Source organism: Luteimonas saliphila (assembly GCF_016774335.1).
Taxonomy (GTDB): domain Bacteria; phylum Pseudomonadota; class Gammaproteobacteria; order Xanthomonadales; family Xanthomonadaceae; genus Luteimonas; species Luteimonas saliphila.
Genome location: NZ_JAETWA010000048.1, coordinates 181,180 through 207,136 on the forward strand (window position 1 = coordinate 181,180; position 25,957 = coordinate 207,136).

22 protein-coding genes, 1 tRNA gene and 2 pseudogenes are annotated in these 25,957 nt (G+C 68.0%); 10 read left to right on the plus strand and 15 right to left on the minus strand.

Annotated elements, in window-relative coordinates:
• Positions 1-58: 58 nt before the first annotated feature.
• Positions 59-1,363 (minus strand): MFS transporter, encoded by a 1,305-nt coding sequence (locus JMO03_RS20810; RefSeq protein ID WP_202845671.1) that lies wholly within the window; start codon positions 1,361-1,363, stop codon positions 59-61.
• 388 nt (positions 1,364-1,751) lie between these two features.
• On the opposite strand from JMO03_RS20810, the gene JMO03_RS20815 reads away from it, so the two are divergent.
• From JMO03_RS20815 to JMO03_RS20835, 5 genes are all read left to right on the plus strand, one after another.
• Positions 1,752-4,679: a TonB-dependent receptor gene (locus JMO03_RS20815; RefSeq protein ID WP_202845672.1), complete on the plus strand. Its 2,928-nt coding sequence runs from the start codon at positions 1,752-1,754 to the stop codon at positions 4,677-4,679.
• Between the two features lie 219 nt (positions 4,680-4,898).
• Positions 4,899-6,389 carry an MFS transporter gene (locus JMO03_RS20820; RefSeq protein WP_202845673.1) on the plus strand — a complete coding sequence of 497 codons (1,491 nt, stop codon included), beginning with the start codon at positions 4,899-4,901 and terminating at the stop codon, positions 6,387-6,389.
• 19 nt (positions 6,390-6,408) lie between these two features.
• Entirely contained in the window at positions 6,409-7,428 is a 1,020-nt protein-coding gene (locus JMO03_RS20825) for a glycoside hydrolase family 43 protein (protein WP_202845674.1), read from the plus strand.
• A 37-nt stretch (positions 7,429-7,465) separates the two neighbouring features.
• Complete coding sequence (locus tag JMO03_RS20830; protein ID WP_238346371.1) at positions 7,466-8,260, plus strand: aldose epimerase family protein; 795 nt, start codon at positions 7,466-7,468, stop codon at positions 8,258-8,260.
• 228 nt (positions 8,261-8,488) lie between these two features.
• Positions 8,489-9,070, plus strand: a complete 582-nt coding sequence (locus JMO03_RS20835) for a GIY-YIG nuclease family protein (RefSeq protein ID WP_202845676.1) — start codon at positions 8,489-8,491, stop codon at positions 9,068-9,070.
• Positions 9,071-9,240: 170 nt separating this feature from the next.
• On the opposite strand, the gene JMO03_RS20840 is transcribed toward JMO03_RS20835, so the two are convergent.
• Positions 9,241-9,325, minus strand: a tRNA-Leu gene (locus JMO03_RS20840).
• 89 nt (positions 9,326-9,414) lie between these two features.
• Between JMO03_RS20840 and rnr the strand changes: the two genes are divergently transcribed.
• From rnr to sugE, 4 genes and pseudogenes are all read left to right on the plus strand, one after another.
• Entirely contained in the window at positions 9,415-11,838 is a 2,424-nt protein-coding gene (gene rnr, locus JMO03_RS20845) for a ribonuclease R (RefSeq protein WP_202845677.1), read from the plus strand.
• 88 nt (positions 11,839-11,926) lie between these two features.
• Positions 11,927-12,688: a 23S rRNA (guanosine(2251)-2'-O)-methyltransferase RlmB gene (rlmB, locus tag JMO03_RS20850; RefSeq protein ID WP_202845678.1), complete on the plus strand. Its 762-nt coding sequence runs from the start codon at positions 11,927-11,929 to the stop codon at positions 12,686-12,688.
• Between the two features lie 21 nt (positions 12,689-12,709).
• Positions 12,710-12,973 carry a CBU_0592 family membrane protein gene (locus JMO03_RS20855; RefSeq protein ID WP_202845679.1) on the plus strand — a complete coding sequence of 88 codons (264 nt, stop codon included), beginning with the start codon at positions 12,710-12,712 and terminating at the stop codon, positions 12,971-12,973.
• Positions 12,974-13,196: 223 nt separating this feature from the next.
• A pseudogene (gene sugE, locus JMO03_RS20860) lies at positions 13,197-13,510 on the plus strand (quaternary ammonium compound efflux SMR transporter SugE); the annotation flags it as partial.
• A gap of 76 nt (positions 13,511-13,586) precedes the next feature.
• Here sugE and JMO03_RS20865 read toward each other — a convergent pair.
• From JMO03_RS20865 to pstS (JMO03_RS20915), 11 genes are all read right to left on the minus strand, one after another.
• The gene (locus JMO03_RS20865) at positions 13,587-14,468 is read right to left on the minus strand and encodes a hypothetical protein (protein WP_202845680.1); all 882 of its coding nucleotides are present in this window, start codon (positions 14,466-14,468) and stop codon (positions 13,587-13,589) included.
• 246 nt (positions 14,469-14,714) lie between these two features.
• Positions 14,715-15,350 carry a ribonuclease T gene (rnt, locus tag JMO03_RS20870; protein ID WP_202845681.1) on the minus strand — a complete coding sequence of 212 codons (636 nt, stop codon included), beginning with the start codon at positions 15,348-15,350 and terminating at the stop codon, positions 14,715-14,717.
• Positions 15,351-15,525: 175 nt separating this feature from the next.
• Entirely contained in the window at positions 15,526-16,311 is a 786-nt protein-coding gene (locus JMO03_RS20875) for an HvfC family RiPP maturation protein (protein WP_202845682.1), read from the minus strand.
• On the minus strand, positions 16,304-17,173 hold the full coding sequence (locus JMO03_RS20880) for an HvfB family MNIO-type RiPP peptide maturase (protein ID WP_238346372.1): 870 nt from the start codon (positions 17,171-17,173) through the stop codon (positions 16,304-16,306). The genes JMO03_RS20875 and JMO03_RS20880 overlap by 8 nt, the downstream gene beginning before the upstream one ends.
• A 22-nt stretch (positions 17,174-17,195) precedes the next feature.
• Complete coding sequence (locus tag JMO03_RS20885; protein WP_202845684.1) at positions 17,196-17,630, minus strand: HvfA family oxazolone/thioamide-modified RiPP metallophore; 435 nt, start codon at positions 17,628-17,630, stop codon at positions 17,196-17,198.
• A 327-nt stretch (positions 17,631-17,957) separates the two neighbouring features.
• Entirely contained in the window at positions 17,958-18,662 is a 705-nt protein-coding gene (gene phoU / locus JMO03_RS20890) for a phosphate signaling complex protein PhoU (RefSeq protein ID WP_202845685.1), read from the minus strand.
• Between the two features lie 113 nt (positions 18,663-18,775).
• On the minus strand, positions 18,776-19,633 hold the full coding sequence (gene pstB / locus JMO03_RS20895; RefSeq protein WP_202845686.1) for a phosphate ABC transporter ATP-binding protein PstB: 858 nt from the start codon (positions 19,631-19,633) through the stop codon (positions 18,776-18,778).
• Positions 19,626-20,480 (minus strand): phosphate ABC transporter permease PstA, encoded by an 855-nt coding sequence (pstA, locus tag JMO03_RS20900; protein WP_202845687.1) that lies wholly within the window; start codon positions 20,478-20,480, stop codon positions 19,626-19,628. Before pstA ends, pstB begins: the two co-directional genes overlap by 8 nt.
• Complete coding sequence (gene pstC, locus JMO03_RS20905) at positions 20,480-21,451, minus strand: phosphate ABC transporter permease subunit PstC (protein WP_202845688.1); 972 nt, start codon at positions 21,449-21,451, stop codon at positions 20,480-20,482. Before pstC ends, pstA begins: the two co-directional genes overlap by 1 nt.
• A gap of 95 nt (positions 21,452-21,546) precedes the next feature.
• Positions 21,547-22,650 carry a phosphate ABC transporter substrate-binding protein PstS gene (gene pstS / locus JMO03_RS20910; protein WP_202845689.1) on the minus strand — a complete coding sequence of 368 codons (1,104 nt, stop codon included), beginning with the start codon at positions 22,648-22,650 and terminating at the stop codon, positions 21,547-21,549.
• A 214-nt stretch (positions 22,651-22,864) separates the two neighbouring features.
• The gene (pstS, locus tag JMO03_RS20915) at positions 22,865-23,953 is read right to left on the minus strand and encodes a phosphate ABC transporter substrate-binding protein PstS (RefSeq protein ID WP_337926461.1); all 1,089 of its coding nucleotides are present in this window, start codon (positions 23,951-23,953) and stop codon (positions 22,865-22,867) included.
• 268 nt (positions 23,954-24,221) lie between these two features.
• Here pstS (JMO03_RS20915) and JMO03_RS20920 point away from each other — a divergent pair, with 268 nt between their 5' ends.
• Positions 24,222-25,523, plus strand: a complete 1,302-nt coding sequence (locus JMO03_RS20920; RefSeq protein ID WP_202845691.1) for an OprO/OprP family phosphate-selective porin — start codon at positions 24,222-24,224, stop codon at positions 25,521-25,523.
• On the opposite strand, the gene JMO03_RS21700 is transcribed toward JMO03_RS20920, so the two are convergent.
• Both JMO03_RS21700 and JMO03_RS20930 read right to left on the minus strand, forming a co-directional pair.
• A complete protein-coding gene (locus JMO03_RS21700) occupies positions 25,448-25,753 on the minus strand; it encodes a hypothetical protein (RefSeq protein WP_425491874.1) in 306 nt (101 codons plus the stop codon). The genes JMO03_RS20920 and JMO03_RS21700 overlap by 76 nt on opposite strands.
• A 97-nt stretch (positions 25,754-25,850) precedes the next feature.
• Positions 25,851-25,957: pseudogene (locus JMO03_RS20930) on the minus strand (endonuclease III); the annotation flags it as partial.

A 25,957-nucleotide genomic window follows, 5' to 3' on the forward strand; every position in this document is an offset into this window, starting at 1 on the left:
TCGCGAAGCGACAGCGACTGCGACGGTTTGCCGTGGACACGGGCCGATGGCCTCAGCTTCAGGTTCGCGCCCGGGCCGGCACGTTGAGCTGCGCCGGCTCGAGCCGCGGCGCGAGCACGTGGATGAGCAGCAGCGCGGCCAGGTAGGCGAAGCCGGCCATCAGGAACATCGCCGCGTAGCTGCCGGTGTGCTGGCGCAGCCAGCCGGCGCCGAGGTTCATGAAGAAGCCGCCCATCGCCCCGGCGAAGCCGCCGATGCCGACCACCGAGGCGACCGCGGCCCGCGGGAACATGTCGGAGGTCAGGGTGAACAGGTTGGCCGAGAAGCCCTGGTGCGCGGCCGCGGCCAGGCCGATCAGCCAGACCGCGACCCACTGGCCTTCGACGTGCGGCGCGAACACCACCGGAAGGATGCACAGCGCGCAGATCAGCATCGCGGTCTTTCGTGCGCCGTTCGCGCTCCAGCCGCGCTTCATCAGGAACGAACTGAACCAGCCGCCGCCCACCGAGCCCACATCCGCCAGCAGGAAGACGGTGACCATCGGCAATCCGATCGTGCGCAGGTCCACGCCGAAGCGGTCGGCCATGAACATCGGGAACCAGAACAGGTAGAACCACCAGACCGAGTCGCTGAGGAACTTGCCACCGGTGAACGCCCAGGTCTGGCGGAAGCGGAGCAGCCGGAACCAGGAGACCTTCCCCGGCGGATCGGGCGGATCGCTCTCGATCAGCGCGAGTTCGCCCGCCGACACCTTCGGATGCTCTGCGGGACGACGATAGACGGGCAGCCAGAACGCCAGCCACACCAGTCCCGCCAGTCCCGTGACCACGAATGCGGTGCGCCAGCCCCAGGTCAGCGCCAGCCACGGCACCACCAGGGGAGCGACGATCGCGCCGATGTTGGATCCGGCGTTGAAGACACCGGTGGCAAAGGCGCGCTCGCGTTTGGGAAACCACTCGGCGACGGTCTTCACCGCGGCCGGAAAGTTGCCCGACTCGCCGAGTCCGAGCGCGAAGCGCGCGATGCTGAAACCGACCACCGACCTGGCCAACGCGTGTGCGGCCGCTGCCAGCGACCACACGGTGAGATACACGCTGTATCCCACGCGGGTGCCGACGCGGTCGATGAACCAGCCGGCGAACAGGAAGCCGATGGCATAGGCGAGCGTGAACGATGCGCTGATCACGCCGTAGTGCTGCTCGCTCCATCCGAACTCGGCGACGAGCGTCGGCGCGAGAACGCCGAGCACGGCCCGGTCGACGTAATTGATCGTGGTGGCGAAGAAGAGCAGGGCGCAGATCACCCACCGGTAGCTGCTGATCCTGGCGCCCGTCGGGACGTGGGAAGCGACGACGTTGCTCATGCCGGGCGTCTCCATGCGGCCGCCGCAGCGAGGGCGCCCGTCGGACCAGTGCGCACTGCTGACATATCGCTCTCCCCATGCGATTTCGTGATAGCGCTATCAGTAACACATTCGACGGCACGCGGGCCACAGGCGTGGATAAAGCACGCGCACGCGGTGCGTTCTGCGACAACGCTGTCGTCATGCAGTACGTCCCAGCGGGGGTCGGCGCGTCGAACGACGATGCTGCGACGCAGCGTGTAGTCGCCAACTTGATAGCGCTACCATCGCGCCGCCACTCCCAAGGGCGTGTCGTGCAAGCGTCCCTCCGGGGGCACGAGGCACACTAGTCCACCGGTGTCACGGCGACGTCGATGCGCCGGCCACCACGAAGCGGGAGGGGAGTTCCGTGCAAGTCCGAATCGCAAGAACCGCGTTGTCACACGCCCTGGGCCTGGCGCTCGTCGGCTTCGCCACAGCGGCCGTCGCGCAGGATCCAGCAGCCGCGCAGGACGCGCCGCAACCCACGCCCGTCGCCCCCGCGGCGCAGCAGGACGCCACCGATCTCGATGGCGTCGTCGTCACCGGCTACCGCCAGAGCCTGCAGTACTCCACCGCCGCCAAGCGTGAGTCGACCGGTTTCACCGATTCCATCTTTTCCGAGGACATCGGCAAGTTCCCCGACACCAACATCGCGGAGTCGCTGGCGCGCATCCCGGGTATCCAGATCGACCGCGACGTCAACGGCGAAGGCCTCAACGTCGGTATCCGCGGTCTTCCCCAGAGCTTCACCAAGACGCTCATCAACGGCGGCGAAGCGGCGACCGCGTCGATCGGCCTGAACCGCGGCAACCAGAACCGCGAAGTCGACCTCAACCTGTTTCCCACCGAGTTCTTCAACAAGCTCACCGTGTACAAGTCGCCGCAGGCGAGCCTGCCCGAGGGCGGTATCTCCGGCGTGGTGGACATGCGCAGCATGCGGCCGTTCGACATCCCCGGCCGGCACTTCACCTACTCCGGCCAGTTCGACTACAACACCATCGGCGAGAAGTTCAATCCGCGCGGCTCCGCGCTGTACAGCTGGACCAACGACGAAGGCACGTTCGGCGCGCTGGTCGGCGCATCGGTGGTGCGCAGCCGGATCGCCGTGCGCGGCTGGGAGTCGGTGGGCTGGATGAATCCGGGCCTCAACTACCAGCAGTGTGGACTCGCGCCACCGGCGGGTGTCGACCCGCTGACCAACCGCCCCGCTGAGTGCAACCCGGGCGGTGGCGGCAGTCTGCAGATGCCCAACACCGTGCCCGACAACGCCTCGACCATCGGAGCGGGTATGACACCGGGAGACATCATTGATGCCCAGTGGCTGATGGAGCAGAACCCGGGGCTGACGATCGGCCAGATCACTGAGGCGCTGTTCCCGCGCCTGGCGCGTCCCGTGGACATGTCCGGCGATCGCGAGCGCGACGCCGTGGTCGGTTCGCTGGAGTGGCGACCGAACGACCGGATGCACTTCTACGTGGATGCGCTGTACTCGCGCGCCAAGTACGAGAACGATCGCATCGACGTGAACCTGGTCGGACGCACCTTCGGCCCGAGCGGCTTCCTGCCCACCAACATGCAGCTCGACGCGAACAACGTGGTCACCAGCGCCACCCTGGTGAACGCGCAGTTCATCCTGGAAGCGCGGCCATATCGCGACGAGGTGCAGTACTGGAACATCAACCCCGGCGCCACGTTCTGGTTCGGCGAAGACGACGCGGTGAAGCTGGATGTCCAGGCCAACTGGAGCCGGAGCTGGTTCTTCCGCGAATCCCCGACGATCATGCCGGCTTCGCCCATCACGACGGTCGAGTACACCAACAACGGTACGCCGTCGTTCAGTGCGGGTGGCCTCGATCTGAACGATCCCAACGCTGGATGGGTCTGGACGGGCGGACGGGTCAACCTCAACAACGAAAAGCGCGTCACCGAGGCCGGCCGTCTGCGCGCGGACCTGCAGTTCGGCGACGACGACCGCAACATCAAGGTTGGCGTGTCGCAGGACCGCTCGCGTCGCACCATCGTCGGCTTCGACAACAGCGCGGCCTGGCAGACGAACGTGTTCAACACCGTCACGCCCGGCGAACTGCCGAACTTCCTGCGGCCGGGCCCGTACGGGTTCATCACCGTCGATTTCGATGCCTTCATGGCCGCGACCGACTACGCCCGATTCTTCGACGAGGCACCCGAGTCGGGGACCTCGCAGTCGGTGGGCGCGGCGTCGGGCGGCTTCGACGAGAAGAGCACGGCGGCCTACGTCGAACTCAACGGCGAGACCGAGGTGTGGAACCGCAACCTGCGCTTCAACGCCGGCGTGCGCTACGTCGACACCGACCAGGACATCACCGGGCCCGTGACCCTTGGCGCCGTGCGCCAATGGCAAACACTGAGCAGCGCGTACGACGAATGGCTGCCGTCGTTCAGCGCCGCCTGGGACGTGGCCGACAACTGGGTGGTGCGCCTGTCCAGCTCGCGCACGATGACGCGGCCCAACCCGCGGTCGATGCTGCCGGCGACGACGTTCTCGGATCCGTCCGCGGAAATCGCCGACCAGGGTAATCCGGACCTGTCGCCCTACCTGTCGACCAACTTCGACCTCGGCCTGGAGTGGTACACGGGCGAAGAAGGCCTGGTGGCGTTGACCCTGTTCAACAAGCGCGTGTCCGGCTACACCTACCAGGGCGTCAATGTGCGGCCCTTCCGCACTCTGGGCATCCCGCTCGACGCGCTGACCGCGAACCAGCTCGCGGCGCTCAATGCCAACGGCGGACTGGATGCCCCGATCAACGTGCGCCAGCAGGTCAATGCCGACGCTACGCTCGACATCCAGGGCTGGGAGCTGATCTGGGTGCAGCCCCTGAGCTTCGTGTTCGAAGGGCTGGGCGTGATGGCCAACTACACCGACATCGACCTCGAGCCCACCGGCCAGGAAGCGAACCAGCTTGCGGGCAACCTGTTCGGGATCGCGCCCGTGATGTGGAATGCCACCGCCTACTGGGAGAACGACATCGCGTCCGTGCGCCTGTCCTACAACTGGGCCGAGGGTACCGCGCAGCGCGCACGCGGCAACAACGAAGGCGGCCTCAACTACGGGCAGTACTTCGGCGAAGACCGCGGCCAGTTCGACCTGTCGGCCAGCTACACGCTGGCGGGGATGCCCTCCAGGCCGCAGATCACGTTCAACGTCCTCAACATCACCAACGAGGAGACGCGGAATTATCTCTCGTTCCCGAACGTACCGGGCGAGATCTACCAGCCGGGGCGCACCTTCCTGATCGGCTTCCGCGGCACGTTCTGATCCCGCCATGCTTTACTCCCCACGACCCTCCCGGTACCCCGACGTACCGGGCGGGTCGTGATTTTTTTCGCGGGAGCGGTCCGGCAGGCCGGTGAACATGCGATCCTTCGAAACGCGGCCGCCGGAAGGCGGCCGTATTGCAGGGGAGGCCGGCGCATGCGCAACGCACCGGTTTCAAACGTTACGAACGCGCAAGCCACACGGATACCTTCTATCGCCATGAGCATCGCCCAGAGCACCCGCGCGGAAAAGCTTTCCGTCACCGAGAAAGTCGGCTACAGCCTGGGGGACCTGGCGGCCAACCTCATCTTCCAGACGTTGATGACGTTCCTGGCCTTCTTCTACACCGACATCTACCGGATTCCGGCGGCGACTGCGGCGACGATCATCTTCGTGGTCGGCCTGCTCGGCGCATTCGTGTTCACCCCCCTGGTGGCGGTGATGGCGGATCGCACCAACACCCGCTGGGGCAAGTTCCGGCCATGGATCCTGTGGACCGCCGTGCCCTTCGGCGTGCTCGCGCTGCTGGCCTTCAGCACACCCGACCTGGGTCCGCAGGGCAAGGTGTTCTACGCGGCCGCGACGTACACGCTGCTGGTACTGGTGTACGCCGCCAACAACCTGCCGTACTCGGCACTGAGCGGCGTGCTGACCGGCAGCATGTCCGACCGCAACAGCCTGTCGGCCTACCGCTTCGTCGCGGTGATGATCGCGCAACTGGTGGTGCAGGCGCTGCTGCTGCCACTGGTGCTGATCCTCGGCGACGGCGACCGCGTCCAGGGATTCCACAACACCATGCTGCTGTTCGCGGTGGTAGGTACGATCTTCCTGTTCATCACCTTCTTCACCACCCGCGAGCGGGTGCTGGCGCCGGCCGGCCAGAAGACGAACCTGCGCCAGGACATCGCCGACCTCGCCGGCAACCGGCCGTGGCTGATAATGCTGTTCCTGACCATTCTGGTCTTCATCACCCTGGCGCTGAAAGGCGGCACCTACGTCTACTACTTCGAGTACTACCTCAGCGAGCCGGCGTTGGCCGAATTCCTCGACGGCATCGGTTTCAACGGATTCATCGCCGGACTCAATACCATGCTCACCGGCATGGGCCTGACCGCGTTCCACTGGCCCGAGGACGCACCGACGTCGGCCTTCAGCCTGTTCAATGCCAGCGGCATCATTTTCATGATCGTGGGCATCGGCTTCTCGAAGCCTCTCGCGGACCGTTTCGGCAAGCGCGACGTCTTCGGCGTGTTCCTGTTCGTCTCGACCCTGTTCCTGCTCGCGTTCTACTTCTTCCCGCCGGACGCGATCGGGCTGGTGTTCCTGTCGCAGATCCTGCACGGCTTCTTCTACGGCATCACCATCCCCCTGTTGTGGGCGATGGTGGCCGATGTGGCCGACTATTCCGAGTGGAAGAACAACCGCCGCGCCACCGCGATCATCTTCTCCGCCATCCTGTGCGGGCTGAAGGTGGGGCTGGCGGTCGGCGGCGCGCTGGTCGCCGCGATCCTGGCCCGCTACGACTACGTGGCGGGCGCCGAGCTGCAATCGCCGGAGACCATCGACGGCATCCGCTTCTCGATGAGCGTGTACTGCTCGCTGCCGTTCCTGATCGGCGTGGCGCTGATGCTCTTCTACAGGATCGACAAGTCGATGGAATCCCGCATCGAGAGCGAGCTTGCGGAGCGCCGCGCAGCCCAGACGACCTGACCCCGGATACGGATCGACCATGGCAGACCAGGAATATCCCGACGGAGCGCTCGACGCGCTCGCGGAGAAGGCGCTTTCGCGCCCGCTCGTCACCCACATCTATACCGCCGACCCGTCGGCGCACGTGTTCGAGGGGCGGCTCTACATCTACCCCTCGCACGACATCGATGCCGGCATCCCGTTCAACGACGACGGCGCGCACTTCGCCATGGAGGACTACCACGTCCTGCGCATGGACTCGCCGCAAAGCGAGGCGGTGGATTGCGGCGTCGCCCTGCACGTGAAGGACGTGCCCTGGGCGCAGCGCCAGATGTGGGCGCCCGACGCCGCGGTGAAGGACGGTCGTTACTATCTGTACTTCCCGGCGAAGTCGGCCGACGGGCTGTTCCGCATCGGGGTGGCGGTGGGCGACCGTCCGGAGGGGCCTTTCCAGGCGGAGCCGGAGCCGATCGCGGGCAGCTACTCGATCGACCCGGCGGTGTTCGCGGACGACGACGGCGCGCACTACATGTATTTCGGCGGCATCTGGGGCGGGCAGCTGCAGAAGTACCGCGACAACGCGTACGCGCCCGGCAACGAGGAACCCGGCGACGCCGAGCCCGCGCTGGGCCCGCGCGTGGCGCGGCTTTCGGCGGACATGAAGCAGTTCGCCGAAGCGCCGCGCGAGGTGCAGATCGTGGACGAGGCCGGCACCCCACTCAATGCCGGGGACCATGAGCGCCGCTATTTCGAGGGGCCGTGGCTGCACAAGCACCAGGGCCGCTACTACCTGTCGTATTCGACCGGCAACACACACCTGTTGTGCTACGCCACAGCGGACAATCCCTACGGGCCCTTCACCTACCAGGGCGTGATCCTCACTCCCGTGGTCGGCTGGACCACGCACCATTCGATCGTCGAATTCGGTGGCCGCTGGTGGTTGTACTACCACGACTCGATCCTGTCGGGCGGCGTCACCCACCTGCGTTCGGCCAAGGTCGCCGAGCTGCACGTCGATCCCGACGGACGCATTCGGACGCTGGATCCCTATGGGGGATGAGGTCGCGACCGCGGCCGCCATCGGTCCGACCTCGCCGATGCCACCGGGGCCGCTGTTGACGATCGCGGCCGGCGACCTGTCGGTCGACATCGCGCCCCAGGCCGGTGGCCGCATCGCCCAGATCCGCTGCGATGGCATCGAGCAGCTGCTCGGCCATGGCGAGCACGACGCCACGACCGCCATCGGCTGGGGCTGCTACCCGATGGTGCCGTGGTGCGGACGCATCCGCCATGGCCAGTTCGCGTTCCGGGGTCGGCGCCACCTGCTTCCCGCGAACCTGGGCGGACACGCCATCCACGGCGTCGGCTTCCTCATGCCCTGGGATGTCGTCGAGCATTCCGCGACCCATGGTTCGCTCGAGCTGCCGATGCCGACCGACGGGCGCTGGCCGTTCGGCGGGATTGCCGGCCAGCGCATCGGCATCGAGGGGCGGGCACTGGTGCTGGTGCTGTCGGTGACCGCGGTCGAACAGGCGATGCCGGCCTCGATCGGCTGGCACCCCTGGTTCCGCAAGCCCGAGCGGCTCGAGTTCCATCCGCAGGCCATGTACCCGCGCGATGCCGAGGGGATCGCCGTACGCCCCGCCGGCCAGGTGCGTCCCGGGCCGTGGGACGACTGCTTCGTCAACGATCGCGAGGTGGTGCTGCATCGACAGGGCCAGCGCCTGCGCATCGCGTCGGAATGCCGCGACTGGGTGGTCTACGACGGATCCGCACATGCGACCTGCGTCGAACCGCAGACCGCGCCACCGGATGCGTTCAACCTGCCACCCGAACTGGTCCTTCACCCGGGCGAGACGCTCAGCGCGCGCTGTACGCTGCGCTGGGACTGAGCCGCGGGGGCGGACGCGTCGCGCAGTACCGCGGCAGGGGGGCGGGAAGGGTCGTAAGCAAGCTCGTCCTGCGGCAGGATCCCGTGTCCTCGATCGCGGTGTCGTGCCTCGCGGGCCGGGCGCGATGCGTGCCAGCCGGGAACCCGGTCATCATCCTGAATCCCGTGGTCGCGGTCCGCGCGACATCGGGCGCGCACACTCCGCGTCTTCCCCCGGCGCGAGGTCTCCATGTCGGCCTGCCACCTGTACGTGCTCCCGCTGGTCCACGAGGACATCGCCAAGGTCGGCATCTCCGTCGATCCTCTGGCGCGCGTGCGTGCATTCGCCGCACGCTATTACGAGTGCTTCGACCTGGCGGGAAGCGTGGTCATCGGTTTCGACCGGGTCGCCGAAGCGCGTCGGCGCGAGACTCAGTTGCATCGGCAGTTGCGGGCATGGAACGCGCCGCCACCGCTGGTGGACGCATTACGGGCCGGTGGCGTCACGGAGTGGTACCGGGGCTGCGCGTCGATCCTGCGCGCGGAGGCCGAACGCGACGCCGGACGCGGCCATGTCGTCTGGATGCCCGCCCTGGCGTGGTGGAAGCGGCGGCTGCTGGCGGAACAGCCGCTGCTGTTCGAATGGGCCGAGCATTGCCTGCGCGACCTGCCCGAAGACGCTCCGGTTCCGTCGGCCGCCTGGTCGCGGATCGTGGACGTGTTGGACGCCTGGCCGGCGCTCGGCCTGGCCGTGGAGGATGCGTTGCCGCCGCACATGGCGCGGCGTTATCTGACCTACCGGTCCGGTTGGCGTTGCGGCCTGGGTGACTAGGCCGCCAGGCCGTCCCCCGCCATGCCGAATCAAGTTGATACGCCGGGCTCAGGCCGACATTTCAGCAGGCATCGCGCCCACCCTGTCAACCGGTCGCGCAAAGAAAAACCCCGCTTGCAGCGGGGCTTTGTGCAGTTCCGGGCCGTGCGGGACGGTCTGGATCTGTGGTCTGGTGCCCAGGAGAGGACTCGAACCTCCACGGTTTTACCCGCTAGTACCTGAAACTAGTGCGTCTACCAATTCCGCCACCTGGGCGGTGGGGCGCGTATGTTGCGGCGCGTCGATGCCAAAGTCAACGTGTCGCCTGCACCGGGCCGATACGCCACGCGTGTACCATGCCGCCGATGGCGAACACACCAAGCAAGCGCGGCGCTGGCCGCGGCACGGGACGGGGCGGCAAGTCCAGCTCCGGCAAGGGTCCCCAGGCTGGGCAACGCGGTGGCGGCAGGCGGGGTGCAGCCGCATCGCCGGGCTGGATGCCCGACCCCGCTGTCGCGGCGAAGCCGGGTGGGCACACGAAATCCGGCGCTCGTGCGACGCCGGGCGGCGGATTCGAGGATCCGCACGCGCGCCGCGAGGCGGAACGCTACGAGCGGCCGATCGCCAGCCGCGAGGCCATCCTGCAGCTGATCGCCGCCGCCGACGGGCCGCTGACGGCGCAGATGCTCGCCGAGCGCCTCGACCTCGCCGAGCCCGATCGCGCCGACGCACTCGGCAAGCGCCTCGGCGCGATGGTGCGCGATGGCCAGCTGCTGCAGAACCGGCGCGGCGGCTACGTGCCGGCCGCACAGCTCGACCTGATCCCGGGCACCGTGATCGCCAATCCGGACGGCTTCGGCTTCCTGCGTCCGGACAGCGGCGTCGGCGACGACCTGTTCCTGCCGCCGTCGGAAATGCGCAAGGTGATGCACGGCGACCGGGCGATGGCCAGCGTCACCGGGCTCGACCGGCGCGGGCGCCGCGAGGGCGCGATCGTCGAGGTGCTCGAGCGCCGGCTCAATCGACTGATCGGCCGCTTCACCATCGACTCCGGGATCAGCTACGTGGTGCCCGACGACCGTCGCATCCAGCGCAACGTACAGGTCCCGACCGACGCGCGCCTCGGGGCGGTGCACGGCCAGCTGGTGGTCTGCGAGATCACCACCCCGGCCGACGAGCGGCGTCCGCCGATCGGCAAGGTGCTGGCGGTGCTGGGCGATGCGCTGACGCCGTCGCTGGTGGTCGAAGCCGCGATCCACGGCCACGAGCTGCCGCACGAATTCCCGCCGCAGGTGCTGGCCGAGGCTTCGGCCGTACCGCTGCAGGTCGATGCCGCGACCGCGGCGGGTCGCGTCGACCTGCGCGCGCTGCCGCTGGTCACGATCGACGGCGAGGACGCCAAGGACTTCGACGACGCGGTGTACTGCGAGCCGAACCGCGACGGCTTCCGGCTGATCGTCGCGATCGCCGACGTGTCGAGCTACGTGCGTCCCGGCACGCCGCTCGACGACGAGGCGCAGCTGCGCGCGACCAGCGTGTACTTCCCCGGCTTCGTCGTGCCGATGCTGCCCGAGACCCTGTCCAACGGCATCTGCTCGCTGAATCCGAAGGTCGACCGGCTGTGCTTCGCCTGCGACATGCAGGTCGACCGCGAGGGCGAGGTGGTCGAGTCGAAGTTCTACGAGGCGGTGATGAACTCGCACGCGCGCCTGACCTACACCCAGGTGTGGAAGTCGGTCGGCGAGGGCGATGCCGAGGCGCAGGCGCAGGTCGGCGCGCTGATGCCGCAGGTCGAACGACTGCATCAGCTGTACCAGGTGCTGGCCAGGGCGCGCGCCAGGCGCGGCGCGATCGAATTCGAATCCTCGGAAGTGCGCTTCGTGCTCGACAACCGCGGCGAGGTCACCCAGGCCGGGATGCTGGTCCGCAACGACGCGCACAAGCTGATCGAGGAATGCATGATCGCGGCCAACGTCGAGGCGGCGAAGTTCCTGCTCTCAGCGGAAATCCCGGCACCGTACCGCATCCATGACAAGCCGCCGGAATCCAAGTACGCCGACCTGCTCGAGTTCCTGAAGGAGTTCGCGCTGCGGATGCCGCCGTGGGCGCGGCTGCAGCCGAAGGATTTCGCGGCCCTGCTGAAGAAGGTGCGCGATCGTCCCGAGGCCACTCTGCTCGAATCGGTGATCCTGCGCAGCCAGAGCCAGGCGGTGTATTCGCCCGCGAACATCGGCCACTTCGGCCTGGCGCTGCAGGCTTACGCGCACTTCACCTCGCCGATCCGCCGTTACCCGGACCTGCTGGTGCACCGCGCGATCAAGCACGCGCTGGCGCGCCGCAGACTCGAGGATTTCCATACGCCACGCGAGATGGCGACGCTGGCGCTGCAGTGTTCCGAGCGCGAGCGCCGCGCGGACGAGGCCGAGCGCGAGGTCGACGAGCGCTACCGCGCGGCGTGGATGGAACAGCACGTGGGCGGCGAGTTCGACGGCACGATCAGCGGCGTGACCAGCTTCGGGCTGTTCGTGGAGCTGGACCAGTCCAAGGTCAACGGCCTGGTCCACGTCACCCAGTTGCCGAACGACTTCTACCACTTCGATCCGCTGCGCAAGACCCTGACCGGCGAGCGCACGGCGCGCGAGTTCCGCCTCGGCGACCGCGTGCGCATCGTGGTGCTCAAGGCGAGCCTGGAGGAACGCAAGATCGACTTCCGCCTGGCCGGGGAGCGCAACACGAATCCGCAGCCGCCGCGCGGACAGCCGGCGAAGCGCAGGAAGCAGAAGTATTGAGAGCCGTGATTCGTGATGGGTGATTCGAAAGAGCCGATCCGGATCGACGAACTGCTCCTTCCAATCACGAATCACCAATCACGTCCCGATGAGCAAGCAGAACCAGTGGATCGTCGGCATCAACGCGGTCGCGTCGGCGGTCGAGCACGATGCCGAGCATGTGCGCGAGGTGCTGGTCGAGGCCGGGGCGAAGAACCCGCGGCTGGGCGAGATCGAGCAGGCGGCGCGCCGGCGCGACATCGATGTGCGCCGCGTCGCGCAGCAGGCGCTCGACGGCGTCGCCGGCGGCACCCGCCACCAGGGCGTGGCCGCGCGCTACGCCGCCGCCAGGACCTGGGACGAACACGACCTGCCCGACCTGGTTGAGCAGGCGCAGGGGAGGGCGCTGCTGCTGGTGCTCGACGGCGTGCAGGATCCGCATAACCTCGGCGCCTGCCTGCGCAGCGCTGCCGCGGCCGGCGTAACCGCCGTGGTAATCCCGAAGGACAAGGCGGTGCAGGTCAACGCCACCGTCCGCAAGACCTCGGCCGGCGCCGCCGACAGCATCGCCGTGGTGCGCGTGACCAACCTCTCGCGCACGCTGTCGGAGCTGCAGAAGCTGGGCGTATGGATCTACGGCCTGGTGGGTGGTTCCGGCGCGTCGCTGTATGCGCTCGACCTGAAGGGCAATGTCGCACTGGTGCTCGGCGGCGAAGCGGATGGACTGCGCCGGCTCACGCGCGAACATTGCGACCAACTGGTCTCGATCCCGATGCCGGGCGCGGAAACTTCCCCCGGCGTAGAGAGTCTCAACGTCTCGGTGGCGGCTGGCGTCACGTTGTTCGAGGCGGTGCGCCAGCGCGCGGGTTGAGTTCGCGTCCGGAGGCGGTCGATGTTTGCTTCGTTGCAATGGCAGGACTGGCTGGGTTTCGCCGGCGCGTGCCTCATGCTGCTCGCGCTGTTCCTGCATTCGTTCGCGCCGCGCGCAGGCGCTGGGCGCTGGCGCGCCGTGCTGGGGTTGCTGGGCGCCGCCATGCTGGTCCCGTCGGCGTGGCTCGCGTTCCGCGCGCCGTTGTTCTTCCTGCTGGTGAGCTGGATCCTCGTCTGCGGATACCGGTTCGTGCACTCCCCCTCCCGGGACGATGGCGTCGGCTGAGGGCTGGCGCTCGCGCTGCGCGCACTGGCGGCAAGCGGCCGACTCCGGTGTCCCCTGCAGACGTGCACCTGCGCAGCATGCAGCCACACGGGTGGGGCGAAGCGGGTCATCCGACGGTCACCTGCCCCGCAGTCGCCGTGGCACGATGCGCTCGTGCCGGGACGACCCGACACCTTTCCTCCGGTCCGCGGAGACGACCCCGCGAATATCGGAGTCCACGCCAGTGCCCTGGATCATCCTGCTGCTCGCCGGCCTGTTCGAGATCGCCTGGGCGATCGGCCTCAAGTACACCGAAGGCTTCACCCGGCCGTGGCCCACGTTCGGCACGGCAGCAGCGATGCTCGTGAGCCTGTGGCTGCTGGGCATGGCGATGAAATCTCTGCCGGTCGGCACCGCCTAAGCCGTGTGGGTGGGCATGGGGGCGGTCGGGACCGCGATCCTCGGCATCGTCCTGCTCGGCGAGCCCACCAATGCCGGGCGCCTGGTCAGCCTGGGCTGATCGTCGCCGGCGTGATCGACCTCAAGCTGGCGACGCCGGGATGGCGACCGGCGCATCGGCCGCGCCGAAGCGCGGCGCGCATGTCGCCGCGCTACCGGACACGACGCGCGGAGTTCAGTCTTCGCCCTGCCGCCGGTCGCGCTTGCCCTGGTTGACCCGGTCCCGGGTGCTGATGCTGCCCTGTATCGCAGGGATTCGCGCTTCCGCCGCGTGCAGGCGCTTGGCCCGTCGTGCAGCGCCCTCGGACTGGTAGCCCGGCGTGCCCGCGATCGGGTCGCTGCTCGCGGGGACCTCCCAGGGTTTGGGTTCATGGTCGCGCGCCTGCTTGGCCTCGAGCAGCGCACGGGTCTGGGCGAGGGCCTGCTCCGGGGTGATGCGACCGACACGCCGCGACTTGCGGGCCAACTTCTTACCTGCGGACTTCGTCTTTGCCTTGGAGGCGCCCGCGCCGGTTCCGCTGGCGCGTTGCGTGGCCGATGCATCCGTGGTCTCGCGGTCGGCCGGCTGCCTGCGCGCGGTGGAGCCCGAGGCCGTCTTTCGGGATGTCGCCTTCTTCGCGCTCTTGGCGCCGGCAGCCGCCGGCTTGCGCTTGGCCGTCGCCTTCCGTGCGGTCGCCTTCTCCTTCGCAGGCGCTTTCCTGGCAGGCGTGGCCGTCGACTTGCGGCGCGGCGTCGCGGCGGCTTTCTCCTCGCGTTCGACCTCGCGCAGCCGGCCTTCGAAGCGCTTGAGGATGTCGGCCATCAGTTCGGACTTGTCCTTGCTGCGCCGGTTGGCTTCGCCGCTGGCGCCGCGCTTGCTGCCGCTGCGCGCGCGCGAGGCCAGCTTGTGCTTCTGTACGAGGTCGCGTGCGCGGTCGCGCGCGGTGCGCGCCCGCTTGATCCGGGAAGCCAGCCCCTTTCCGTCGAGCTGTCGCAGTCCGTTGATCCGGCTGTCGTCGTAGAGCGCCATCTCCTTCTGGTTGAGCAGCAGGCTCGCCTTCGCGCGGGTGATCGGCATTGCAGCGTCTCCTGGGTGCGTACGACGGACAGTGGAACACAGCACATGTGCAGCCCGGGTCGAGAGCGACACGCGACCATGGACCGCTTCGTGCCCGCGGCGACGAAGCGCGGTGGGAGGCATATCCGGATCGACGCCGCATCGATGCGGTCGATGTTCTGCAGCGTCGGAACGCATGGCAGGCCGCCTCGGGCGGTCGATGCGACCGCAGGGAGACGGTTCCTGCCCGTGGGAGGGGCGGTGCCGCTAGCCGGCCTGCGGCGCCGGCCAGGCGTTGACGATGGTGCAGAACAGCTTCGCGGTCTGCTCGGCGTCGTACAGCGCCGAGTGCGCGTCCTCGCTGCTCCAGGGGAAACCGGCGGCCTGCACCGCGCGCGCGAGGACCGTCTGCCCGTACGCCACCCCGGCCAGGGTGACGGTGTCGAACACGCTGAACGGGTGGAACGGATTGCGCTTGTGCCCGCAGCGCGCGACGGCCGCGTTGAGGAAGTTCAGGTCGAAGTGGGCGTTGTGCCCGACCAGGATCGCACGCTGGCAACCGTGCTTCTTGACCGCCGCGCGCACCGTGGCGAAGACGTGGTCCAGCGCCTCGCGCTCGGGCTTGGCGAAACGGAATGGATGGTCGATGTCGATCCCGGTGATCTCCAGCGACTGCGGGTCGATGTCGGTCCCAGGGGCGGGGACGACGTGCGCGCTGGCCGGGGTGCCGAGCACCAGGGCGCCGGCCTCGTCCACATCCACCGGCACGGCCGCGATCTCGAGCAATGCATGCCGGTTCCAGTCGAACCCCCCGGTCTCGACGTCCACCACCACCGGCAGGTAGCCGCGGAAGCGCTTGGTAAGCAGGCTGGGGACGGCTGACTGCTGCGCGGCTTGTTCCATGCGTGAAGCCTAGCAGAGCGCCTGCAGCGTCGTGGCGATGGACGCGCGCGACACCGGGTCGCGCGAGTGCCCATTGGATCGCCGGCCACCGCGTCACCGGGACCGGGGCCTCGGCAGCGGGTACCGTCACCCGGCGCGTGGCGCCACGAGCGGCGATGCGCGCCGGCGCCGCCGCTCAGTCCCTGCGGATGCCCAGCAGCGTGCCCTCGTCGCGCATGCGCGCGAGCATCGCGCCGCCCTCGGCGAGCAGCGCGTCCGGGTCGGTGCCGGCCTCGTGCGCGAGCGCCTGCAGGCACGCGCGGCCGGTGCGCGTGCCGTCGGCCAGCAGCTCCAGCAACCGGAAGGCCAGCGGCGACAGCTGCGCGAAGCGCACCTCGCCGGTGTCGTCACGACGTACCAGAAGAAGGGTCGGCGCCTCCGGTTCCACCCCGGGCAGGTTCCCGGGGCCGATCCTGTGCACCGGCCAGCGATAGGCCAGCGCCCATGCGAGCGGCGAGACCACCGGCACCCCGTCGAGCAGCGCCTGCACCGGGTCGGGCGCCGGGTCGCCTCCGGGCTGCGGGTCGAGCCGCGGTTGCGCGTCGGAGATCTGCAGCGCCAGTTCGACCCACTCGTAGTGCGCCAGCTCCGGGAGCCAGGGCGGCAGCGCAGGATCGTCCTCTGCGCGCGCCTCGAGCCAGCGCACGAACTCGCGCCCGATCTCGGTGAAAAGAGGCGTATGGCTGCGGTGCAGCGCGAAGAACCCGCGCACCAGCGCCTGCCAGGCGGCATCGTCCAGGATCCTGCGGATCACCGGGAAATTGCCGGCGAGCAGGCCCTGCAGGTTGTTGTAGAGCAGCTCGCGATAGATCCCCAGTCGCCGCGTCTCGATGCCCCCGGGGGGCGGCACGGCCGCGGGATCACGCAGGTGCCGAGACAGCGCGAACTGCTGCGCGCGCAGTGTGGCGGGCGCCTCAGCCATGCGCGGGTACGGCGGCCGGGGCCTGCGCGACGCGTTGCAGGTCGCGGATGGCGTCGAGTTCGCCGAGCAGCTCCTCGAACGGCGGGAAGTTGAAATCGCGCTCCAGCAGCGTCGGCCGGATTCCGTGCACGCGGTAGGCCTCGGCCAGCAGGCACCAGACGTCGGGGATGACGGCGGCGCCGTGGGTATCGACCTTCAGGTCTTCGGCCTCGTCGTAGTGGCCGGCGACGTGGTAGCAGGCGATCCGCGCGGACGGCATCCGGCGCAGGAACGCGACCGGATCGTAGCGGTGGTTGATAGCGTTGACGTGGATGTTGTTGACGTCGAGCAGCAGGTCGCAATCCGCGCGTTCGAGCACCGCCTCGACGAAGGTCGCTTCGTCCAGCGGCGGCTGCGTGCCCACCGGGAGCGCCGCGTAGTAGCTCACGTTCTCCACCGCGATCCGGCGGCCGAGGATGTCCTGCACGCGGCGGATGCGCGCTGCCACGTGCTCGACCGCCTCCTCGGTGAACGGCAGCGGCAGCAGGTCGTAGAGGTGGCCATCGTCGCTGCACCAGCTCAGGTGCTCGCTGTAGAGGGGAACGCGGTGGCGGTCGAGGAAACGCCCGACACGGGCAAGGAAGGTCTCGTCCAGCGGCGCGACGCTGCCGAGCGACAGCGACAGGCCGTGGCAGGTGATCGGACGGCGCTCGGCAAGCGCCTCGAACGCGGCGCCCAGCCTGCCGCCGACGCCGATCCAGTTTTCCGGCGCGCACTCGAGGAAATCGAACGCGGCCTCGTCGGCCGCCTGCAGCGCGGACAGCAGTCCGCGCCGCAGGCCCAGGCCCGCGCTCGCGTTCGGCAGGGAAAGGGCCGGACGCATGCGGTCGCGGCGGATCAGCGCATCACGCTGCGCCGCCGCACTTGCCTTCCCCGCACTTGCCTTCCATGTCGGCCTTGCTGGCGGTCTTGTGCGCCTCGTGCTCGGCCGCGTCGACGAATCCGTCGGCATTGGCATCCATTGCAGCGAACTTCTCGGCCTTGCCGGGATGCGCCGCATCGAATTCCGCACGCGAGATCCTGCCGTCCTTGTCGGTGTCGATCTTGTCGACGCCGCATTTTCCTTCGCCGCACTTGCCTTCGGCTTTCCTGGCCTTGTCGCCGCCGCACTGCCCTTCCTTGGCCTTGTCTTCTGCGGCGGCAGCGGTGGCGTCCTGCGCGCCGAGCAGATAGCCCTGGGCGAGCGGCGTGATCGCGAAGGCCGAACCGGACAGGAGCAGGCCGCCGGCGAGGGCGGTGCCGATGGCGACGGCGACGGGTTTCTTGCTGGACTGGGTCATGGTGGATTCCTCAGGGTGGGTGGGCTGACCGCGGTTGGAGACGTTCACGGGGCGGACGTGCGGGCCGGAAGCGCGACGCGGACCGATCAGGCGGCATCCCTTCCACGCGTGCGCTGGACGGCGATCTTCAGGTCGGGTTGCGGCAGACCGGGAGCGATGATGCGGCCCCGGCGACAGTCGCCTCCAGACCCCCCCACGGTCCGTCCGGCCACAGTGTGGCCGTGGCGACATTAAGCGCAGGTTGAGGTCCGGTGCGGGGGCGAGACGCGCGGAGGAATCCCGTGGATTCAGCGGGAATTTAGGCAGCGGGCATGCTGCTCTGCAGCATCAGGTTGCGACGCTGGTGCCGTCGCGCTTCTCGCGCGGCGGCAGTGCATCGTCGCCGTGCACGAGGAACCAGATGTTCTCGGCGATGTTGGTGGCGTGGTCGCCCACCCGCTCGAGGTTCTTGGCCATGAACAGCAGGTGCGTACACGGGGTGATCGCGCGTGCGTCCTCCATCATGTACGTGAGCAGTTCGCGGAACAGGCCCGTGTACAGCGTATCGACCTGGGCGTCTTGGGCGCGCACGCGCTGCGCGGCATCGGCGTCGCTGGCGGCGAACGCGGCCAGCACGTCGCGGATCTGGCGGACGGCGAGCTGGCCGAGCGCGTTGAGGCCGCGGGTGTGCGGCAGCGGCGGTGCGGCGATGAGCGCGATCGAGCGCTTGGCGACGTTGGCGGCGTAGTCGCCGATCCGCTCGATGTCCGAGGCGATGCGCAGCGCGGCGAGGATCTCGCGCAGGTCGCGCGCCATCGGGCCGCGCAGGGCCAGTTTCATCACGTCCTGGCTGATCTCGTGCTCGAGCGCGTCGATCTCCTCGTCGTTGGCGACGATCCGCGCCGCCGCCTTGTCGTCGCGACGCTCGAGCACGTCCAGCGCAGCCTCCAGCTGCGAAGCCGCCATCTCGCCCATGCGCATGATCTCGCCGATCAGGCGCTGGCGTTCTTCGTCGTAGCTCTTGACGATATGGTCGTGCGGTTGGGTGGTCATGGGTAAGGGCCGTGATTGGTGATTCGTGATTGGGAAAAGCAGTGGTGGATTGCGGGCTGGCGCTCGTTGTATCGAATCACCAATCACGAATCACAAATGACGGACGGTTCGGCTCAGCCGAACCGTCCAGTAATATAGTCCTCGGTCTGCTGCTTCGAGGGCTTGGAGAAGATGGTCTCGGTGGTGTCGTGTTCGATCAGGTCACCGAGGTACATGAAGGCGGTGAAGTCGGACACGCGCGCCGCCTGCTGCATATTGTGGGTGACGATGACGATGGTGTAGTCGAGCTTGAGTTCCTCGATCAGTTGCTCGATGCGGCTGGTGGAGATGGGATCCAGCGCCGAGGTGGGCTCGTCGAGCAGCAGCACGTCCGGCCGCAGCGCCACCGCGCGCGCGATGCACAGGCGTTGTTGCTGGCCGCCGGACAGCCCGAGCGCGCTCTGGCCCAGCTTGTCCTTGACCTCGTCCCACAGCGCACCCTGGCGCAGCGCCTGCTCGACCCGCTCGTCCATCTGTTTCCTGGAGAGGTTCTCGTGGTGGCGGATCGCGTAGGCGACGTTCTCGTAGATCGTCATCGGAAACGGCACGGGCTTCTGGAACACCATGCCGACCTTGCTGCGCAAGCGGTTCATCGGGTATTTCGGTCCCAGGATGTTCTCGCCGTCCAGCAGCACTTCGCCGCTGGCTTCCTGCTTCGGATAGAGGGCATAGATCCGGTTGAACACCCGCAGCAGCGTCGACTTGCCGCAACCGGAGGGACCGATCAGCGCGGTCACGCGCTTCTCGGGGATTTCCAGCTCGATGTCCTTCAGCGCATGGAACTTGTCGTAGTGGAACTGCAGCTTCCGCGCCGCGATCTTGACCGGCGCGGGCGGCAGCGCGCCGCGTTCGACCGTGGCGGTGTTGATGCGCTGCGTGCGGGCGGCGGGAGCGGCGTCGTTCATCACGGGATCCATCGAGAGGTTAGTCATGGGCGATCTTGTGGCGCAGGACGATGAAGCGTGCCAGCAGGCTGACCAGCAGCACGAACATGGTGAGCGTGAACGCGCCGGCCCAGGCCAGCGAATGCCAGTTCTCGTACGGGCTCATAGCGTACTGGAAGATCACCACCGGCACGTTGGCCATCGGCGAGAGGATGTTCGTGGTCCAGTACTGGTTGTTGAGCGCGGTGAACAGCAGCGGCGCGGTTTCGCCGCTGATGCGTGCCAATGCCAGCAGGATGCCGGTGACGATGCCGGGAAGCGACGATCGATACAGCACCTGTACGATCACCTTCCACTGTGGCACGCCGAGCGAGAGCGCGGCCTCGCGCATCTGCGTGGGTATGAGCTGCAGCATCTCGTCGGTGGTGCGCACCACCACGGGCAGCACGATGAAGGCCAGCGCGATGCCGCCGGCGAGCGCGGAGAAGTGACCCATCTGCGCGACGACCATGGTGTAGACGAACAGGCCCAGCACGATCGATGGCGCCGACAACAGGATGTCGTTGACGAACCGCACGGTCTCGCCGATCCAGCTGTTGCGGGAGTACTCGGCCAGGAAGGTGCCGGCGAGCACGCCGACGGGCGCACCGATGGCGATGCCGAGCAGGCTCATGACCATGCTGCCGAAGAACGCGTTGAGCATGCCGCCGCCTTCCGCGCCCGGCGGGGGCGTCATCTGCGTGAACAGCGCGAGGTTCATCGCGCCGATGCCCTTGGTCAGGGTGGTCCACATGATCCACACCAGCCAGAACAGGCCGAACACCGCGGCGGCCACCGCCAGCAGTTGCACGACGATGTTCTTGGCACTGCGACGACGGTACAGGGAAGCGCTCATCAGTTGCCCTCCCGCTTCTTCAGCTGGCGCAGCATCAGCCGCGCGATGGTGAGCACCACGAACGTCACCATGAACAGCACGAAGCCGAGCGCGATCAGCGACGACAGATACATCGGCGAATCCGCCTCGGCGAACTCGTTGGCGATGGTCGCGGCGATCGAGTTGCCGGGTTCGAGCAGGGAGACCGTCAGGCGATGGGCATTGCCGAGCACGAAGGTCACCGCCATGGTCTCGCCCAGCGCCCGGCCGAGGCCGAGGAAGATGCCGCCGATCACCGCCGAACGCGTATAGGGCAGCACCACGTCCCAGACGACCTCGGTCTTGGTGGCGCCCAGTGCGTATGCGGATTCCTTGAGCTGCCCCGGCACGGTCAGGAACACTTCGCGCATCACCGAGGAGATGAAGGGGATGACCATGATCGCCAGTACCAGGCCGGCGGTGCCCATGCCCAAGCCGAGCGGCGGGCCGGAAAACATCGCGCCGATGCCCGGGATCTCGCCGAGGTTGTCGTTGACCCAGGGATAGACGTGCTCGGCCAGGAACGGCACCAGCACGAACAGGCCCCACATGCCGTAGATGATCGAGGGAATGCCGGCGAGCAGCTCGATCGCGGCACCAACGGGCGTGCGCAACCACTTCGGCGCGATCTCGGTGAGGAACATTGCGATGCCGAAGCTGATCGGCACCGCGATCAACATCGCGATCAAAGCCGTGATCAGCGTGCCGTAGATCGGCACCAGCGCGCCGAAATCCTGTTGCACCGGATCCCATGCGTCGCGCCAGAAGAATTCCAGGCCGAACCTGGCGAAAGCGTCCCGGCCGCCCCACAGCATCGACAGCGCCGCCGAGATCAGCGACACCAGCACGAGCAGGCCGGCGCCGGAAACCAGCCAGCGGAACGCCCGATCGGCGCGCTGGTCGGAGGCGTCGCGACTTGTATCCGCGGTGGCGGGGAGGGTGGTGGCGTTCATCGTTTCAGGGAGCCGGCTGCGAAGAGGAGGCGTTCAGCGGGGAAGCGTCCGGACCCCGCGCGCGCCTGCGCGTGCGGGGCGTCCCGGACGGAGCGTCAGAACTTGAACTCGGCCGCCCAGTAGGCCTCGACCTGCTGGACGAGATCGGCGGGCAGCGGGACGAAGTGCAATGCGTCGGCCTGCGGCTGTCCGTTCTCCAGTGCCCAGGTGAAGAAGTCGATGGCGTCCTTCGAGCGCTTCGCGTCCTTCGGCTGCTTGTACATCAGGATGAAGTTGGTCGCGGCGACCGGCCAGGCATCGGCGCCGGGGGCCTCGGTGATGATCAGGCTGAAGTCCTTGGTGTTGGCCCAGTCGGCGCTCGCCGCCGCGGCCTGGAAGCTCTCGGCGCTGGGCCGCACCCAGTTGCCCGCCGCATTCTGCATCGACGTGTAGGCCATGCCGTTCTGCGTGGCATACGCGAGCTCGACGTAGCCGATGGCGCCCTTGATCTGCTTCACGTAGGCGGCGACGCCCTCGTTGCCCTTGCCGCCGACGCCGGTCGGCCAGCTCACGGAGGTGCCTTCACCCACCGCGGACTGCCACTGCGGGCTCACCTTGGACAGGTAGTTGACCCAGTTGAACGTGGTGCCCGAACCGTCGGAGCGGTGCACGACCGTGATCTTCTCGTCCGGCAGGCTCACGCCCGGGTTCACGGCGACGATCGCCGGATCGTTCCAGCGGGTCACCTTGCCGAGGTAGATGTCGGCGGTCAGCGGGCCGGTCAGGCGCAGCTCGCCGGGTTCCATGCCGTCGATGTTGACCACGGGGACCACGCCGCCGATGGCAGACGGAAACTGGCCGAGGCCGGCCTCCGCCAGCTCCTCGCTGGTGAGCGGCTTGTCGCTCGAACCGAAATCGACGGTGCCGGCCTTGATCTGTGCGATGCCGCCGCCGGAACCGATCGACTGGTAGTTGATGCGGGCGCCGGTGGCCTTGTTGTAGTCGTCGGACCACTTCGACAGCAGCGGGTAGATGAAGGTCGCGCCCGCGCCGGTGATCTCCACGCCGATCCGGTCCTGACCGGTGGCGGGGGTCGTGGCGGGGGGATTGGCTGCATCGGTGGCGGGGACGACCGGGGTACCCGCGTCGGGCTTGCAGCCGCCGAGGAATACGACAACGGCCAGGGAGAGGGCGGAAAAGCGCGCCGGCGTGCTGTTCATGAATTCTCCAGACGATGTGTGTCGGCGATGCGCGACAGGGGTCGCACTATGAAATGATGTTTTTGTTACAGCCGTATGACGCCGTGGCCGCCGCGTCGTCGAGGCTCGCCGGAAAAAGGACCCAAGGCGCTCCGGGAAAAAAGAACGGGCCCGTAGGCCCGTCAAGGGAGGAGAGTGGGTCCAGCGTGGCCGCGCCTGCCGTGGTCCGGCAGGTTCAGAACGCCATGTTCTTGGTCCAATAGGCCTCGATCTGCTGGACCACGCTGTCGGGCAGCGGCACGTAATGCAGCTCGGTGGCCTGGGCGTCGCCATTGGCGTAGGCCCAGCGGAAGAACTCCTTCGCGTTGCGCGAGCGCTCCGCGTTCTTCGGCTTCTTGTACATCAGGATGAAGTTGGTGGCGGCGATCGGCCAGGCGTTCTCGCCCGGCGCGTCGGTCATGACCAGGTCGAAATCCTGCGCCTTGCTCCAGTCGGCGCTGGCGGCCGCGGCAGCGAAGGTCTCGTCGTTGGGCAGCACGAAGTTGCCGGCGGCGTTCTTGAGGCGCGAGTAGGCGATGTCGTTCTGCAGGGCGTAGGCGAGCTCGACGTAACCGATGCCGCCGCGGATCTGCTTGACGTAGGCGGCGACGCCTTCGTTGCCCTTGCCGCCGACGCCGACCGGCCACTTGACCGCGGTGCCTTCACCGACCGCGGACTTCCACTCCGGGCTGACCTTGGACAGGTAGTTGGTGAAGTTGAACGTGGTGCCGGAACCGTCCGAGCGGTGCACCACGGTGATCTTCATGGCCGGCAGCGGGATGCCGCCATTGAGCGCGGCGATCCGCGGGTCGTTCCACATCGTGACCTTGCCGAGGAAGATGTCGGCCAGAAGCGGCCCGTCGAGCTTCATCGCGCCCGCCTTCAATCCCGGGAGGTGGACCGCCGGCACCACGCCGCCGATCGCGGAGGGAAACTGGCCGAGCCCTGCGGCAGCGAGTTCCTTGGGCGGCAGCGGCTTGTCGGACGAACCGAAGTCGACGGTACCGGCCTTGATCTGGGCGATGCCGCCGCCGGAGCCGATCGACTGGTAGTTGATCCGGTTGCCGGTGGCCTTGTTGTAGTCGTCCGACCACTTCGAGAGCAGCGGGTAGATGAAGGTGGCGCCGGCGCCGGTGATCTCGGCGGCGTGGGTGAGGCCAGCGAAAGTCATGCACAGGACGGCGGCTGCAATGCGCACCCGGGTGGCGGCGCGACGGGTCTTGGTGAGGGTGGCGTACATGGGTTCCTTGGAAAGTTTGCGGGCGAGGCCCGCCCCGATGGGCATTCCACGTCGATGCGATGACGCCACGGTTGCGCTGGCGTGACGTTACGATGACAGCGGTCGCTCGCGGCGCCGGCGCCCGGCGTGTCCGCCGGCGGTTCGGCAATGACGCCCGCTGTCATCCGGCGGTCACGAAACCGCCCCATTCTCTGCACGGCCGGAGCGGGGGCTGGTGCCTCCGCCACGCCCACCGGACGACGCGTTGGCCAGCCGCTCGGGCGAGCCTCCGATCGCGTCCCCTTTCAGCATCCATACCATCGGGAATCTCCACATGCGTCACACGATCCTCGCAGCCGCGCTCGCCGCCGTGCTCGGCACCACCAGCCTGTCCGCCACCGCGCAGACCCCGCGTGATCAGGAAATCGCCGAACTCAAGGCCCAGCTCGCGGCCTTGCAGGAGAAGGTCGCCGAACTGGAAGTGCGCACCGACGCGCAGTCGGACATCAATGTCGGCACCCAGGAAAGCCTCGACAAGATCGCGACCTCGAGCCCGGTGGTCGATACCAAGGGCGGCATCAAGGTGACCTCCGCCGACAAGAAGTTCGAGGCCTCGCTCGGCGGCCGCATCCATTTCGACGCCTACGCCTTCGATCGCGACCAGGCCAGCACCACCGGCACCACCGAGTTCCGCCGGGCGCGCCTGACCCTGCAGGGCAAGGCGTACGGATGGGACTACAAGGTCGAGCAGGACTTCGCCGCGGGCAGCAACCTCGACGGCCTGCGCGACGCCTACATCGCCAAGTCCGCGCTGGGCGGCAAGTTCACCATCGGCCATTTCAAGCCCTACCGCGCGATGGAAGAGCTGACCAGTTCCAACGAGATCCTGATGATGGAGCGTCCCTTCGCGACCGCTACCGGACTGTTCAACGGCCGCCAGTTCCAGCAGGGTGTGGGCTACCTGCGCGCAGGCGGCAACTACACCGCCGGCTTCAGCGCCTTCAACCTGCGTGGCGCCAGCGGCTCGCGCAATGAGGGCACCGGTTACGCCGGTCGCGTGACCTTCGCCCCGATCAACACTGCCGACAGCACGCTGCACTTCGGCGCATGGGCCAGCCACGAGAACGCCAACCAGGGCTCTGCCGACCTGTCCGCCGCAGCCAACTATGCGGGTCGTCGCGGACCGTCGCAGACCATCGCCACCGTGACCGGCGCCAGCCGCAACCAGATCGACGCCTATGCGCTGGAAGCGGCCGGCTCGTTCGGCCCGATGTTCTTCCAGGGTGAATACGCGAATGCGTCGTTCGGCCAGCCCATCGGCCCCGACCAGGACGTGACCACGTGGTACCTGCAGGGCAGTTGGCACCTCAATGGCGGCCACAAGCCTTACAAGGCCGGCACCGGCGTGTTCGGTTCCGCGCCGGTGGCGGACAAGGGGCTGTGGGAGCTGACTGCGCGCTACGACTCGATCGAGAACAAGGACATCGCCGATCTCGACGTGACCAGCTGGCTGTTGGGTGTGAACTACTACGTCAATCCCAGCCTGCGCTTCATGTTCAACTACACCAAGGGCGACAACGGCTTCACCGGCGACGAAACCGGGCAGTACGCGCTGCGCACGCAATTCGCCTGGTAGGACGCGGTCGCCGATCGGCATCGGCATCGGCGAGTGGCGGGGCGTGCCGGCGGCACGCCCCGCTGCGTTTGGGCCGGCCCGCGATGGTGCGAGGGCGCCAGGCGGCTCGCTGCCGCGCCCGCGGCCGACGATCGCTCCGCACCCGCGCCTACCAGCCGTCGTCTTGTCCTGAAGCGACACAGGTCGCGAATCACGCAGTGCGGACAGTCGGGCTTGCGCGCCTTGCACACGTAGCGGCCGTGCAGGATGAGCCGGCCCGCGATGCTGCCCGGGCGCCCGGGAGCCGGCTGCCGCGCCTGCGGCCGACGATCCCTTCCGCACCCGCGCCTATCCAGCCGTCGTCTTGTCCTTGAAGCGACACAGGTCGCGAATCACGCAGTGCGGACAGTCGGGCTTGCGCGCCTTGCACACGTAGCGGCCGTGCAGGATGAGCC

Coding starts and splice junctions, on each gene's coding strand:
- pstS (WP_202845689.1), bottom strand. CDS start 22,650: ATGAACAGCACGCCGGCGCGCTTTTCCGCCCTCTCCCTGGCCGTTGTC.
- JMO03_RS20820 (WP_202845673.1), top strand. CDS start 4,899: ATGAGCATCGCCCAGAGCACCCGCGCGGAAAAGCTTTCCGTCACCGAG.
- pstC (WP_202845688.1), bottom strand. CDS start 21,451: ATGAACGCCACCACCCTCCCCGCCACCGCGGATACAAGTCGCGACGCC.
- JMO03_RS20855 (WP_202845679.1), top strand. CDS start 12,710: ATGTTTGCTTCGTTGCAATGGCAGGACTGGCTGGGTTTCGCCGGCGCG.
- phoU (WP_202845685.1), bottom strand. CDS start 18,662: ATGACCACCCAACCGCACGACCATATCGTCAAGAGCTACGACGAAGAA.
- JMO03_RS20825 (WP_202845674.1), top strand. CDS start 6,409: ATGGCAGACCAGGAATATCCCGACGGAGCGCTCGACGCGCTCGCGGAG.
- rnt (WP_202845681.1), bottom strand. CDS start 15,350: ATGGAACAAGCCGCGCAGCAGTCAGCCGTCCCCAGCCTGCTTACCAAG.
- JMO03_RS20885 (WP_202845684.1), bottom strand. CDS start 17,630: ATGACCCAGTCCAGCAAGAAACCCGTCGCCGTCGCCATCGGCACCGCC.
- JMO03_RS20920 (WP_202845691.1), top strand. CDS start 24,222: ATGCGTCACACGATCCTCGCAGCCGCGCTCGCCGCCGTGCTCGGCACC.
- JMO03_RS20810 (WP_202845671.1), bottom strand. CDS start 1,363: ATGAGCAACGTCGTCGCTTCCCACGTCCCGACGGGCGCCAGGATCAGC.
- pstA (WP_202845687.1), bottom strand. CDS start 20,480: ATGAGCGCTTCCCTGTACCGTCGTCGCAGTGCCAAGAACATCGTCGTG.
- pstS (WP_337926461.1), bottom strand. CDS start 23,953: ATGCCCATCGGGGCGGGCCTCGCCCGCAAACTTTCCAAGGAACCCATG.
- pstB (WP_202845686.1), bottom strand. CDS start 19,633: ATGACTAACCTCTCGATGGATCCCGTGATGAACGACGCCGCTCCCGCC.
- JMO03_RS20830 (WP_238346371.1), top strand. CDS start 7,466: ATGCCACCGGGGCCGCTGTTGACGATCGCGGCCGGCGACCTGTCGGTC.
- JMO03_RS20875 (WP_202845682.1), bottom strand. CDS start 16,311: ATGGCTGAGGCGCCCGCCACACTGCGCGCGCAGCAGTTCGCGCTGTCT.
- JMO03_RS20865 (WP_202845680.1), bottom strand. CDS start 14,468: ATGCCGATCACCCGCGCGAAGGCGAGCCTGCTGCTCAACCAGAAGGAG.
- rnr (WP_202845677.1), top strand. CDS start 9,415: ATGGCGAACACACCAAGCAAGCGCGGCGCTGGCCGCGGCACGGGACGG.
- JMO03_RS20880 (WP_238346372.1), bottom strand. CDS start 17,173: ATGCGTCCGGCCCTTTCCCTGCCGAACGCGAGCGCGGGCCTGGGCCTG.
- JMO03_RS20835 (WP_202845676.1), top strand. CDS start 8,489: ATGTCGGCCTGCCACCTGTACGTGCTCCCGCTGGTCCACGAGGACATC.
- rlmB (WP_202845678.1), top strand. CDS start 11,927: ATGAGCAAGCAGAACCAGTGGATCGTCGGCATCAACGCGGTCGCGTCG.